Below are 13,312 nucleotides of genomic sequence, written 5' to 3' on the forward strand. Positions count from 1 at the left end.
CGATTACTCTAGTTTATTCGGGTTGCGGAAATATGTCCATCACTTAATTTAACTGAATTTCGTCTTTAAACGCTGATTAAGCCTTTTATTTAACGATGGAGTGATATATATTAACTTATCATCAAATTTCACCTTTTTTCTCTCGAATTTAAACATCTCTAAAAAAAACCCATAATCCGTTTGGATTATGGGTCATAATAATTAAGCAATTGACTATTTATAACTTTTAACGATGTCTTCAAGCACACTTAGAAAAGCGTCCATTTCTGCGTCAGAACCTATGCTTATCCTTAGATAATCCTCGATTCTTGGCTTTGCAAAGTGCCTTACTAGTATTCCACGATGCTTTAGCTGCTCATAAAGAGTCTGTCCGCTTATGGATTCGTGCTTTGCGAATATAAAATTGGCCTTGGAAGGCAGCACGGTAAAGGCAAGCTTCTCCAGGCAAGGGACAACTCTTTCGCGAGTTTCTATAACAAGCCTTCTTGTAGCTTCAAAGTGTTCCACATCCCTTATTGATGCGGTAGCGCCAGCTATGGCAACCCTGTCTATAGTATATGAATTTATAGAGTTTTTTATCCTCTCAAGCGCCTCTATCAGTTTCTTGTCACCTATAGCAAAACCCACCCTCATTCCGGCAAGGGATCTTGACTTTGAGAATGTCTGGGATACAAGAAGGTTATCGTATTTCTTAGTGAGACTTATGGCTGTTTCTCCTCCGAAGTCTATATATGCCTCGTCTACAAGCACCAGAGAGTGTGGGTTGCTTGAGACTATGTCCTCTATTTCACTAAGGGTCAGGCACACGCCTGTCGGAGCGTTGGGATTGGCAATTAGAATTCCTATGTTCTTGTTTTTGTATTTTTCAACCGGAATCGAAAAATCCTCGTTTAAAGGGATTCTCTCGCTTTCCACTCCCAAAAGACCCGCATAGACATCATAGAAGCTATAAGATATGTCGGGATATATGACTTTGTCGCCTCTGTTGAAAAAAGCCATGAATGAAAATGCAAGCACTTCGTCTGAACCATTGCCGACAAAAACCTCGTCCTTGTCTACGCCGTAGTACGCTGCTATTTCGCTCCTAAGCTCAAAGCATGTCGGATCCGGATACAGCTTGAGGTCGTCGTTGACGGCAGCCTTCATCGCTTCTATTGCAAGCTTTGAAACCGGATACGGATTTTCGTTTGTATTGAGTTTAATATATTTTTTGTCCTTCGGCTGCTCGCCGTAAGTGTAAGGCTTTGTTGTCTTAACTCTGTCACTCCAGAATTTGCTCATATAAATCTGTCCTTTCGCACAATAAAGTATTAATACAATAATAGCACATTTGATGCCTGTTTCGAATAGAAAATCTTTTCATTTTCGTATAAATATTTACATCTTTTTTTATCATTATTGAACTATATTCATATCAAATTTAATTTGGATAATTCTGATATATACACAAATTATAAATATAAAATCAAAAAATGGATATAAATAAAGTTATAGCTGTTCGATTGTATCAATTTGATACTGGAAGGGGACAATATAATGAAAAAATGGTTTTTCACATCGGAATCAGTAACTGAAGGTCATCCAGACAAGATATGCGATCAGATAACTGACGGGATACTCGATGCCATACTGGCGCAGGATCCATACGGCAGAGTGGCGTGCGAGGCTTCAGTAAGCACGGGTCTTATCCTGATAGATGGGCAGATAACTACGAATGCAAACGTAAACATTCCCAGAATTGTGAGAAATATAGTGAAGGATATAGGATATACAACTGCGAAATTCGGATTTGACGGGGATGCCTGCGCAGTTTTGCCGGCAATCGACGAGCAGTCGGCCGACATTGCGGTGGGTGTAAACGCTTCTGTTGAATACAAGGAGGGTTCTGGCGACGAGCTGGACCTGCTTGGAGCAGGAGACCAGGGGATAATGTTTGGTTTTGCATGCAATGAGACTCCGGAGCTAATGCCAATGCCTATATATCTTGCCCACAAGCTTGCCAAAAGGCTTGCAGGTGCGCGAAAGTCAAAGGAAATTCCTTATCTGAGACCTGACGGCAAAACACAAGTTACAGTGGAGTATCAGGGCAACGAGGTTGTCAGGGTGGACGCCATTGTGGTTTCATGTCAGCATGATGAAGTTGCAACCCAGGAGCAAATCAGTCAGGATATAATTGAGAAGGTTATAAAGATGGTAGTACCGGTAGAGCTTCTTGACGAGAATACAAAGTACTATGTAAATACCACAGGCAGGTTCGTCATAGGCGGGCCACAGGCAGATTCGGGGCTGACAGGAAAGAAGATAATAGTGGACACATACGGCGGCTATTCAAGACACGGCGGAGGCTCCTTCTCGGGGAAGGACGCTACAAAGGTCGACCGTTCGGCAACTTACGCCGCAAGGTATGTAGCCAAGAATGTCGTAGCTGCTGGCCTGGCCGACAAGTGCGAAATACAGATTGCCTATGCAATAGGTGTTTCACACCCTATCTCCATACTGGTGGATTCGTTTGGCACGAATAAAATACCCGAAGAAAAAATAGAGGAGCTAGTTAGAAAGCATTTTGACCTTAGGCCTTCAGCCATCATTAGAGATCTTGACCTGAGAAGGCCAATTTATCAGCAGGTGGCATGCTATGGTCACTTTGGCAGAGACGATCTGGAGCTTCCATGGGAAAGGACGGACAAGGCGGAAGAGTTAAGGCTGGAACTTTAATTTAATAAATGACTGTTTAATTCGATGAAGCGGAGATTCCATGTGAACAAACAATAAGAAAATATGGGTGTGGACACGGTGAAACACTTAATAATAATCGAAAAAACTACCTAGTACATTGACCATAAACTAACTGGCGTATATTGAAGGGAAGATGATCAAATGGAGCATCAAATAATTAACGGAAATTCCGTTGCAAAGATGTGTACTATGGGAGGGGAATTGATATCATATATTAATAATGATGTCGAATATATATGGAGTGGAAAACCAGAATATTGGAAGGGGCATGCACCAATTTTATTTCCGACAGTAGGTGCCTTGAAAAATAGAGAAACGGAAATCAATGGTACAAATTACAAGATGAAAAAACATGGATTTGCTAGAAATTGCGAGTTTGAACTGATAAAAAAGGCTAAAGACCATGTCATATACTCATTAAAATCAAATGAGGAAACAAGGGCTATTTATCCATTTGATTTTGAATTGTGGATAATTCATACTGTTTATACTGATGGATTTAAAACTGAATTTCAAGTCTTTAATAAGGATAGAAGAGAAATTTTATTTGGGATTGGCGGCCATCCAGGCTTCAATTGTCCATTATACGAAAATACTGAATTTTACGAGTACGATATCATATTCGATCGTATGGAAAAAGGTCCTTTCTATCGCATGAGACCAGACGACTATGACGGAGTAATATACCGTGAAGATAGGGTAAGGGAGTTAGAGGGGAAAAAAGTGATTAGACTTGAATATTCGTTATTTGATGAAGATGTTTTAATAATAGACAATATTAAATCGAATTCATTAAAGCTATTAAATAAAAATAACAAGGGATTTGAATTTAGATTTAAAGGATTCAATTCAATAGGATTATGGACGCCTCCGCTCAAAAAAGCACCTTTTATATGTATTGAGCCATGGACTGTAAATCCAGATTTTATTGATAGTACGGGAAAATTCAGAGAGAAGCCAAATATCACTAGACTCATGCCTAATAGTGATTTTTCTGTTCATTATGAAATGAAAATAATATAAAGAAATTACCATTAAAATATTTCTAATAAATGAAAAAATGAATTAACGAAAATGACAAGTCCAGCTAAGAAATGTCTACAGTTAAATTTAAAAATGCTTGATATTTCTTCAGATAAAAAAGAGTAACTTTAATAAGCCTTTTGAGCATATCTCAAAAAGTGAAAAATCAGACCATGGATTTACTTACGCAGCTTTATCGCATTTAGCTCTTAAGTAATTCATTTGATGATCTTCTGGGGTGATGATAGCGAATTCTTTTTCATCACGAAGTATTGCAAACACAATGTTACAGACTTTATGCATAACAGCTCCAAGAGCAACCATTTTAGGCTTTGATTGGCATTTCTTTAAATAGTAATCACGCAAGACCGGATTTTTGGCAGAGCCATCTCTGTTCTTACTGATACTGATAAGAGCCATTGTATGAATAACTCTTCTGGCAATGCGGGAACCTCGCTTTGACATGGAGATCTTTGTGCCTTCAAATTGCCCAGACTGCTTTACAGCTGGATCTAGCCCAAAATAAGCAAAGAGTTGCTTTGGTGAACGAAAAGATGAAAAATCGCCAATCTCACCCATTAGACTCACTGCGGATAAGAAGCCAGCTCCTTTATAGGATTCAACTAAGCGGACTTGTTTCACAAAATCAGTAGTTTCATTCGTATCAACAAGTTCATGCATATCAGAAAGAACAGAGGCCACTTCAATATCATAGTTTCTGATAAAACGGATATATAGAAGTATTCGCTTGAAATTACTGCTTACAGAATACCCAAAGGTATTTGCATCATTTGCAGCCTGGATTATGGCATTATACTTGTTTTCAGCATATGTAAGTCCAAACCTGGCAGTAGACCTTATAGAATCAACAATCTCTTCTTTTGAGGCACTTAGAAATGCTTCAGGAGATGTGTATTTTTCCAGTAAGGTCAGAGCTGTATTTGTGGTTATCTTGGAAAATATTTTTAAATACTGTGGAAATACCATGCGCAATTCTCCCTGTAGCTTATTCACATAGGCAGAGCGATTATCCATCAGATCGTAATACTCTCTTGAAAGATTTCGCAAATCAAGAGCAAGATCAGATGGCATTAGTGATACCTTTAAATCAGGTTTAAGACCTACCAATGCAACCTTTCTTGAATCAAAACGGTCATTATGTACTTTTCTAATGTTGATGTTTGTGCTATTCTTAGTGATGATAGGATTGATAACCGCAATGTTAAAACCCTTATCACGAAGATAGCAGAAGAGTGGGTAATGATAAATTCCCGTGGATTCCAGAAAGATGCGACTTTCTAAGGAATACAGCTCTTCTGCTTCTTTTATTTTAGAAACAACTAAGCTTAAGGAATTAAGGTCGGAATGCATGATTTTAAAAGGCTTTCCCACAAAGGTCTGGTTAGGCAGTGCGATAGACATCCAACTGAAGTCCGCACCAACATCAATACCGACCGAGATAAATAAATTTTCAAAAAGATTGTTTGACATGAGCAAAAGCTCCTTTCTGATAGGAATCCATTTCCATTAAATGAGTACACAACCTAGCATGTTATACAGGTATAGCCTGAGGCTCCCAACCAGCCGAATCATAAAACCTCATTGAATGGACTAATTGACTTATTAATAGGTATGAGTCAGCAGGAACTGACTTCCCAAGGAGACGAACATTATTTGTCCTACCCTAGAGAATTATACTTTATGGAAAGTCTGGAGTCTATTAGGGAGCCATCAAACATGACAAATATTTATGGATAACATCTGATGAAGGAAGAACACCTTCTTCTGTTATCTGATATGGAAACTTATAAACTGTATAGCTGTAATGGCTATATCATTATTATACTAGGAGACGACATGATGAAAAAAAACAATTACAATAACGTTTCAAGCAATGGAGAAACTCTTAAAATACTGGAAATCGACCCGTGGCTGAAACCCTACAAGAAAGATATCGGGCTCCGCATGAATAGCTATAAAAGGACTAAGCATTCGCTCCTCGGCGATGAGGGCAACTTCAAAGACTTTGCAAACGGCCATCATTTCTTCGGCTTTCATAAGAGCGAGGATGGCTGGTATTACCGCGAGTGGGCCCCGGCCGCCGAGGCATTGTTTCTAATCGGAGATTTCAACAGCTGGAATCGCGAATCGCACCCTCTCACAAAAAAAGAAGGAGGAGTGTGGGAAATATTCATTCCGGGGAAAGAGGCGCTAGCCCACAAATCCAAGGTCAAGGTCCGTGTCAAGTCAAAGGGCACTGATCGCGATCGCATCCCGCTATACATCAGAAAGGTAGTCCAGGATCCAAACACCCATGATTTCAGCGGCCAGATATGGGAGCCGGAAGAACCATACAAATGGAGCGACGAGAATTTCCGCGTTGACAGCGCAAAACCGCCGCTTATATATGAGACGCATATAGGTATGGCGCAGGAGAAAGAGGGCATAGGGACGTACAAGGAATTTGAGGACAATATTCTGCCCAGGGTAAAAGCAATGGGCTATAATACGATACAGATAATGGCTATAATGGAGCATCCTTACTACGCATCTTTTGGATATCACGTATCCAATTATTTTGCCGCCTCGTCATGGTTTGGGACACCGGAGGAGCTGAAGTCTCTCGTCGACAAGGCGCACAGCATGGGCATAGCTGTACTTATGGACATAGTGCAGTCTCATGCGGTCAAGAATTTCGCTGAAGGCATCAATGAGTTTGACGGCACTGCTCACCAGTTTTTCCATTCGGGAGGCCGAGGCTACCATAAGGCATGGGACTCGAAGCTGTTCAACTACGGGAAGCATGAGGTCATACACTTCCTGCTGTCGAGCATAAAATACTGGCTGGAGGAATACCATTTTGACGGATTCAGATTCGACGGTGTAACATCCATGATATACCACGACCATGGACTTGGAACGGCTTTTGACGAATACAGCAAGTACTTCAGCCTCAATACGGACATAGAGGCTCTCACATATCTCCAGTTTGCAAACGAGCTGATAAAGGAAATCAGGCCGGATGCAATCAGCATAGCAGAGGATATGAGTGGAATGCCGGGCATGTGCCTTCCTGTTGCATATGGCGGAATAGGCTTCGATTATCGTCTGGCTATGGGCATGCCTGACTTTTGGGTCAACACACTCAAACGCAAGGACGAGGACTGGGATCTGGGCAAGTTGTGGCATGAGCTTTCAACAAGCCGCCCAGGAGAAAAACGCATAGCCTATGTGGAATCACACGACCAGGCGCTTGTGGGTGACAAGACTCTTATATTCAGGATGGCTGACAAGGAAATGTACTGGCATATGAATAAGGACAGCCAAAACATTTCAATAGACCGTGCGATCGCCCTTCACAAAATGATCCGTTTTATAACAATTTCACTCGGCTCCGAGGGATATCTCAACTTCATGGGCAACGAGTTCGGGCATCCGGAATGGATTGACTTTCCGCGAGAGGGCAACGGCTGGAGCTTTAAGCACTGCAGAAGGCTGTGGAGCCTTTCGGACAATCCATTTTTAAGATACGAAGACCTTAAAAACTTTGACATTGCCATGATAAGATTGATGAGCGAGGAGGGTCTCATCGGAGGCGGAAATCCCCAGCCACTCTGGCTTGATCAGAAAAAGAAGATTATAGCTTTTAGAAAGAGGGATTATGTATTCATATTCAACTTCCATCCAACCGAATCACACGAAGGCTTCGGGATACCAATACATGAAGAAGGCAGCTATCAGGTTGTTTTGGATACTGACGAGCACAGATTCGGAGGTTATGAGCGCATTTCGCACAATACAGTTTATGAAGTGGGAACACTGCCTAAATACCATACCCATTCCGGAATTGTAATATATTTGCCAAGCCGTACAGCAATGGTACTCAAAAAAATAAAATAGATTTAGAGCGCGGCAAAAACGAGCCATAATAATTTTTTTGTTCAGCTACCCTGCAGTGGGTATATATAAAAAAACATCTTAAAAAAACAGGAGGGATTAAGCATGCTAAGTGGTGTGGTTTATAAAATATTCCTAAACAATGAAGGAAATCTTGATGTTGCAGAAATTCATGAATCTGAAGACACGCTATGGGAGGGCATTGATTTTATGCCGGATGAAAACGGGAAAGAGCTAAAATTCACACGCAAGATGGAGGCTGTTCAGTGGCTGAGGGATAATTGCGTGCAAGACTTTATATCACCTGAATACAAGAAAATTGACTGGTCGAAATACAGGAAGTAGAAATGTAAAATGCCTCGCTGATAAGTAAATCATCGGGGCGTTTTTTCAATTCACAGCAAATTCAGAAGGGTGGTATGGATTGATGAAAAACAAATACAGCTTGAATGAATGGGCTGGAGCGCTGGGAGATCTGGGCACCTTTATACCATTCGTATTGGGATACATAACAATAGCTAATATAGAGCCCACGGGCATGTTGTTTTCTTTTGGCGTGATGATGATTTGCAGCGGCCTATTTTACAAAACACCTATGCCTATACAGCCTATGAAAGCTATTGGCGGTGCTGCAATTGCAGGGGGCGCAGCTATAACGCCTCAAATTATCTGGGGAGCGGGATTGTTTACAGGTGTTTTCTGGCTATTTGTAGGATTGAGCGGTGCTACAAGGCATATTTGTAAGATAGTTTCAAAACCAGTCATAAGAGGAATAGTGCTCGGTCTGGGAATGGCTTTCATGCTCGAAGGGATAGGCAGGATGAAAAGTGAGTTTCTGTTAGGACTGGTCGGACTGGCTATAGCTTTTTATTTGCTGGAAAGCAGAAAATTTCCGGCGATGTTTGCGCTCCTAATATTGGGATTTGCTTTTTCATTAGTCAAAAACCCAGAGCTGCTTCAGAGTGACTGGCTCAAGGCTGAAATGCGCATTCCTGCGTTCGCCTTAAAGGATATGGCATGGGGTGATTTTGTGGAGGGGGCCATTTTGCTGGGAATACCTCAAATTCCACTGACTTTGGGGAATGCCATTTTTGCACTGACCGCAGAAAATAACCGGCTTTTCCCTGAAAGACCTGTCACAGAGAAGAAAATAAGTATATCGCATGGAGTAATAAATCTGTTCTCACCGATTTTCGGGGGGATACCAGTCTGCCATGGGGCGGGAGGTTTGCTGGGACATACACGCTTTGGGGCAAAAACGGGAGGAGCACTTGTGATATTAGGCTCGGTAACAATATTGTTGGCAGTTTTTTTTGGAGAGGCTGTCGTGGGAATTTTGAGGATGCTTCCGCCATCTATACTAGGTGTAATTCTTTTTGTAGCAGGCATTGAGCTTGCCTATAGCGCGCGGGACAGCGGCGCAGAAAAATCGGACTTTTATGTTGTGCTAGTCACCGCTGCTTTTGGAATAACAAACATGGGGGCGGGTTTCCTTGCAGGAGTGATTTTGGATCAGATGATAAAAAGAAAAATAATCAGGTTGTAATCAAATTTTAAGCAAATCCTAAAAAATAAAGTCAAGCTGGCTATTATTCAAGCCTAAGGTTTCATGATTGCATGGTTGGGGTAATTATATAAATACATACTAAAAAACATTAAATTCCAGTTGCCATAAAAGTGCAATTGGAAATGTCGGAAATTTCCATGTAAATTCGACATTGATTAAAGTAATCGAGATATCGGTACGTATTCAATGAATATAAAGGAGGGCTTTACAATGAGCGGATTAATGGATAAAATGGGGAAAATGTTCCATAAGGCCAAGGAAAAGGGTGAAGTTTTAAAAGATAAGGCAGAGGATGTTCTGGAAGAAGTAAAAGAAAAAGCCGAAGAAATAAAGGAAAACGTTGAGGATAAAGCAAAAGAGGCAAAGAAAAAAGTTGAAGAAGTAAAGGAAAAGGCAGAGGACAAAGCTGAAGAAGTTAAGGATAAAGCCGAAGAAGTAAAAGAAAAGGCAGAAGATAAAGCCGAAGAAGTTAAGGAAAAGATCGAGGAAATAAAGAAATAACAGGGCGGAATGCCTCTATCGTCAGGGAAATAGAAAAAGACGATGGAGGCATTTTGGCGAAGGAGGTTAAAAACAGCTTAATAAATATTGGATATTATTAGACACTCGAGGTGTGATGTTATTATGTAAGAGGTGATGCATTATGCCATTTTTTTATTCGGTAAGCAAGGCCGCGAAAATAATCGGCGTTTCAACTAAAACCATAAGGCGCTGGGACGCAAGAGGCATCATAAAAACATCGATGACTCCCGGAGGACACAGACGGATTTCGGACTCCGAGATAAACAGAATACTCAAAGAAAAAGATAGGTTTTTATCTAGCGAGAGTGAATCCGAAGGCTTCGTGAAAAACAACAGGGCGTTCATATACGCAAGGGTTTCAACCAAGAAGCAAGCTGGCGGCGGTAATCTCGAAAGGCAAAAGGAACGACTGGCCGGGTATGCCAGCGAAAACGGCTATGACATTGTAGGCGTATTTTCCGAGGTGGCCAGCGGCGTCAACGAAAACAGAAGCCAGCTGATTAAGATGCTCAACGGCATTCGCGACAAGAAGGCTGATTTCATAATTATTGAATATAAAGACAGGCTCGCCAGATTTGGGTACAGCTATATAAACAAATATGTGGAAGACAATGGGGCCAGGATAATCATCGTGAACGAAGTGCTTGAGATAGACGCCCAGCAGGAACTTGTAGACGATTTGATTGCTATTGTAACATCGTTTTCAGCAAGGATTTATGGCAAGCGAGGCGGAGCGAATTTCGCCAAGGACATCAAAAAAATGCTCTGTTTGGATGGTGACACTTATGAAGACTGCGAGAATCCTGAAAATAAAAAAAACACCTGATACACCTATTGTCGCACTAGACGCTTTGATGCGAGAGTTTTGCGCGTCAAGGAGATACGCGTTCAACAGGTTGCTTGAAGGTTTTACTCCTAACGAGCTTAACAAGGCTATCCCTGCGATGTTCAAGCTGAACAAAAGATATGCCGAGGATGCGACGATGCTTGCGAAAGCCATAATAAGCAGCCAAAAGGAGTTGCTGCCCTATCAACTTGAAGGCGTCCAAGGGAAAATAAGCAAGACCGAGCAAAAGCTCTCGGATTATGAATCCGGCAGGAAAACGCCCCAAAAGGTCGATTTGGAAACCTGCCTTAAAGGGCTTGGCAGACGGCTTGAAAAGCTCAGGGCGAGGGAAGCCTATCTGACAGATTGCATGGAGAAAGGCACTATTCCAAAGGTCATCTTTGGCGGAAGAAAGAATTTCTACGCCCGGATGAATGGCAAGCTCAATAGCTCCGAGTGGAAAGACATCCGCAGCAACGAACTCTACTCAAGGGGTGACAAGTCCAAAAGTGGCAACCTGAATATTCGGATATTTTATGAGGATGGCAGGTTTTTCCTCGAGATAGCCGACACCATAGGCAAGGATGCCAAGGCAAAACATAGCCCCCGCATCAGGGAGGAGCTTGTCATTCCCGACAAGTTCTTCGAGGAGATAGTCGACTTTGTTGTGCCTGACAAGGGCTACGACATGAAGGCAAAAAAGCATGTCGATGTTTACAAGCCCTACACGGTCCAGATACTTCGGAAAAACGGCGAGTATTTCGTCACGCTCATAATGGACGAGGATGTGCCTGGCAGCGAGATGGAGTACGGAGCGCAAATCACTTCCGATCTTGTGGCAGGAATAGATGTGAACATCGACCGAATCGCCGTGAGCATACTTTCGAAGAATGGTAATTTCAGAAAAAGCAAGGTCTTCTACTGCCATGAAATGGAGTATGTTTCGTCAAACAGGCGCGACAATGTGGCAGGCGAGACAGCCAAGGCTGTCATAGACTATCTGCTCAGCGAGAATGTCGGAGCCGTAGTGCTCGAAGACATAAAGATCAAGCAAGACCACGACACCGACAATAAATTCAACAGGCTGACCCACAGCTTCGCTAAGACCAAAATCCAAAACTGCCTGATACGGCGTGCTCTTCGAAACGGGTTCCGGGTTAAAAAGGTCAATCCCGCCTATACATCAGTCATAGGCAGATTCAAGTATTCAAAGCTTTACGGCCTATCCGTGCACGAAGCGGCATCATTCGCCATAGGAAGGCGCGGTCTGGGCTTTGCCGAGAAAGTGCCAAGAGAGCTTATCTTCGCCCTAAAGGGCGGCGTAAAGAAACACCTCTTAAAGCTTATCAGGTCTAAGGAAGAAACCAAGCTAAGCAAAGAGCGTGTCAGATACATAAGAAAGCTCATAAAGACAATAGACGCCTTCAAGGAGCAGCATAGCTGGTCGGTGTGGAATGTAGTCCACAAAACGCTTAGGTACATGGACTACGAATACACTATCAATTTCTAACATACATGGCGGCGGGTTTAACCCATAGAAGGACTTGCCCGTTGCCCCCAAGCCGTCCTTAACAGGGAACCACGGATTGTGTCTTTCGTTTTTCAAGGCGGATGACAAGGCCTCTGGCTTTTCTGATGGAACAGGGTGAGAGTCCCTGCGGTATGTTGTTTTTCCTGGTTCGACAGCGAAATTTTCGGATGTACAAGTTTGTACAAAATTTAGTAACCAGGCACAAGTATGACTTCTGCTCAAGAGAAAAAATGTCGTGCTATAATCCATGGAGCATCAGCTGCAACAGCAGGTGTTGGTGCAGGTTTAGCTCAATTGCCAGGTTCGGATAATGCGGTGATTGTACCGATTCAGGTGGGTATGATTATATTATAATTGGGTATGTTTCAGATTAGCGCATAAAAAAGCATTATTTTCTAAAACGCGTAGTCGGCAACTCGGCACCGGAATGGACGGTGAGATTATGGAAAAAAGAAAAATAAGAAGGACGACTTGGAATCGATCCCCGGAGTCGGGAAAAGCATTGCGCAGGATTTGCGTGACATAGGCATAAATCGGCTTGATGATTTTAAGAAGCAGGAACCGGAGGATATGTATAGCAGGCTTACGGTTTTGAGAGGACATCACATTGACAGATGCGTGCTATATGTGTTCAGATGTGCAGTGTATTACGCTTCGGGCGAGAAACATGATCCAGAGCTTCTAAAATGGTGGAATTGGAAGGATAATAGGGTATAAATGTAATGAGAAAAGGCTGATTAGAAGATTTTAGTGAAGATATTTTTTGTGGAGAAAGGGGATGAGCGTATGAGTTTCATTTCTTGGATAATAGTAGGTGCGATTGCTGGCTGGCTAGCTAGTATTATGTCTGGAGACAACGCAAAGATGGGAGCGTTGGCGAATATTGTCGTAGGCATAATAGGCGCATTTGTAGGAGGTTTCATACTGAGATTCGTAGGTGGCAGCGGAGTGACAGGATTGAACCTAAGGAGCATAATGGTTGCGACTTTTGGAGCTTTCATATTCTTATTCGTATTGAATAAATTGAGAAAGTAGCCAGGAGGATTCCTGTGAAAAAACATACTGCATGTAAATAACCGCATGAAAAAAGGACTTTTCTCTTTTAATTCAGTTTTTTTAAGTATACTGATATTAAAAGATAAGTCCTTTTTCATTTGATGACAAATTCTCAAACATATTGGGAATCTGCTCCTTTCGGGATATAGCATCC

11 protein-coding genes and 1 pseudogene are annotated in these 13,312 nt (G+C 42.0%); 10 read left to right on the forward strand and 2 right to left on the reverse strand.

What is annotated here, in order from left to right:
- Positions 1-213: 213 nt before the first annotated feature.
- Entirely contained in the window at positions 214-1,281 is a 1,068-nt protein-coding gene (gene hisC, locus EAL2_RS12900) for a histidinol-phosphate transaminase (protein WP_025436773.1), read from the reverse strand.
- A gap of 255 nt (positions 1,282-1,536) precedes the next feature.
- On the opposite strand from hisC, the gene metK reads away from it, so the two are divergent.
- Positions 1,537-2,715 (forward strand): methionine adenosyltransferase, encoded by a 1,179-nt coding sequence (gene metK / locus EAL2_RS12905; protein WP_041693218.1) that lies wholly within the window; start codon positions 1,537-1,539, stop codon positions 2,713-2,715.
- 162 nt (positions 2,716-2,877) lie between these two features.
- A complete protein-coding gene (locus EAL2_RS12910; protein WP_025436774.1) occupies positions 2,878-3,759 on the forward strand; it encodes an aldose 1-epimerase family protein in 882 nt (293 codons plus the stop codon).
- 183 nt (positions 3,760-3,942) lie between these two features.
- Here EAL2_RS12910 and EAL2_RS12915 read toward each other — a convergent pair whose 3' ends face one another.
- The gene (locus EAL2_RS12915) at positions 3,943-5,250 is read right to left on the reverse strand and encodes an IS110 family RNA-guided transposase (protein ID WP_038601555.1); all 1,308 of its coding nucleotides are present in this window, start codon (positions 5,248-5,250) and stop codon (positions 3,943-3,945) included.
- 369 nt (positions 5,251-5,619) lie between these two features.
- On the opposite strand from EAL2_RS12915, the gene EAL2_RS12920 reads away from it, so the two are divergent.
- The 8 genes and pseudogenes from EAL2_RS12920 to EAL2_RS12955 all read left to right on the forward strand — a co-directional run bounded on the left by EAL2_RS12920 (position 5,620) and on the right by EAL2_RS12955 (position 13,137).
- Complete coding sequence (locus EAL2_RS12920) at positions 5,620-7,659, forward strand: alpha-amylase family glycosyl hydrolase (protein WP_025436775.1); 2,040 nt, start codon at positions 5,620-5,622, stop codon at positions 7,657-7,659.
- 102 nt (positions 7,660-7,761) lie between these two features.
- Positions 7,762-8,001: a hypothetical protein gene (locus EAL2_RS12925; protein WP_025436776.1), complete on the forward strand. Its 240-nt coding sequence runs from the start codon at positions 7,762-7,764 to the stop codon at positions 7,999-8,001.
- Between the two features lie 82 nt (positions 8,002-8,083).
- The gene (locus EAL2_RS12930; RefSeq protein WP_025436777.1) at positions 8,084-9,202 is read left to right on the forward strand and encodes a putative sulfate/molybdate transporter; all 1,119 of its coding nucleotides are present in this window, start codon (positions 8,084-8,086) and stop codon (positions 9,200-9,202) included.
- Positions 9,203-9,433: 231 nt separating this feature from the next.
- Positions 9,434-9,724 carry a hypothetical protein gene (locus tag EAL2_RS12935; RefSeq protein WP_025436778.1) on the forward strand — a complete coding sequence of 97 codons (291 nt, stop codon included), beginning with the start codon at positions 9,434-9,436 and terminating at the stop codon, positions 9,722-9,724.
- Positions 9,725-9,866: 142 nt separating this feature from the next.
- The gene (locus EAL2_RS12940; RefSeq protein WP_025436779.1) at positions 9,867-10,571 is read left to right on the forward strand and encodes an IS607 family transposase; all 705 of its coding nucleotides are present in this window, start codon (positions 9,867-9,869) and stop codon (positions 10,569-10,571) included.
- The gene (locus tag EAL2_RS12945; protein WP_025436780.1) at positions 10,531-12,081 is read left to right on the forward strand and encodes an IS200/IS605 family accessory protein TnpB-related protein; all 1,551 of its coding nucleotides are present in this window, start codon (positions 10,531-10,533) and stop codon (positions 12,079-12,081) included. The genes EAL2_RS12940 and EAL2_RS12945 overlap by 41 nt, the downstream gene beginning before the upstream one ends.
- A gap of 489 nt (positions 12,082-12,570) precedes the next feature.
- Positions 12,571-12,819, forward strand: a pseudogene (locus EAL2_RS12950) (helix-hairpin-helix domain-containing protein); the annotation flags it as partial.
- Between the two features lie 33 nt (positions 12,820-12,852).
- Positions 12,853-13,137: a GlsB/YeaQ/YmgE family stress response membrane protein gene (locus tag EAL2_RS12955; RefSeq protein ID WP_408634031.1), complete on the forward strand. Its 285-nt coding sequence runs from the start codon at positions 12,853-12,855 to the stop codon at positions 13,135-13,137.
- The last annotated feature ends 175 nt before the right edge of the window (positions 13,138-13,312 follow it).

Origin of the sequence: Peptoclostridium acidaminophilum DSM 3953 (assembly GCF_000597865.1) — a bacterium.
In the GTDB taxonomy this organism is placed as follows: Bacteria; Bacillota; Clostridia; order Peptostreptococcales; family Peptostreptococcaceae; genus Peptoclostridium_A; species Peptoclostridium_A acidaminophilum.

What these genes read in the sequence shown, in the direction of transcription:
- EAL2_RS12920 (WP_025436775.1), top strand. Translation starts at nt 5,620, where the DNA reads ATGAAAAAAAACAATTACAATAACGTTTCAAGCAATGGAGAAACTCTT.
- EAL2_RS12910 (WP_025436774.1), top strand. Translation starts at nt 2,878, where the DNA reads ATGGAGCATCAAATAATTAACGGAAATTCCGTTGCAAAGATGTGTACT.
- EAL2_RS12930 (WP_025436777.1), top strand. Translation starts at nt 8,084, where the DNA reads ATGAAAAACAAATACAGCTTGAATGAATGGGCTGGAGCGCTGGGAGAT.
- EAL2_RS12940 (WP_025436779.1), top strand. Translation starts at nt 9,867, where the DNA reads ATGCCATTTTTTTATTCGGTAAGCAAGGCCGCGAAAATAATCGGCGTT.
- EAL2_RS12945 (WP_025436780.1), top strand. Translation starts at nt 10,531, where the DNA reads ATGAAGACTGCGAGAATCCTGAAAATAAAAAAAACACCTGATACACCT.
- EAL2_RS12925 (WP_025436776.1), top strand. Translation starts at nt 7,762, where the DNA reads ATGCTAAGTGGTGTGGTTTATAAAATATTCCTAAACAATGAAGGAAAT.
- EAL2_RS12915 (WP_038601555.1), bottom strand. Translation starts at nt 5,250, where the DNA reads ATGTCAAACAATCTTTTTGAAAATTTATTTATCTCGGTCGGTATTGAT.
- EAL2_RS12935 (WP_025436778.1), top strand. Translation starts at nt 9,434, where the DNA reads ATGAGCGGATTAATGGATAAAATGGGGAAAATGTTCCATAAGGCCAAG.
- hisC (WP_025436773.1), bottom strand. Translation starts at nt 1,281, where the DNA reads ATGAGCAAATTCTGGAGTGACAGAGTTAAGACAACAAAGCCTTACACT.
- metK (WP_041693218.1), top strand. Translation starts at nt 1,537, where the DNA reads ATGAAAAAATGGTTTTTCACATCGGAATCAGTAACTGAAGGTCATCCA.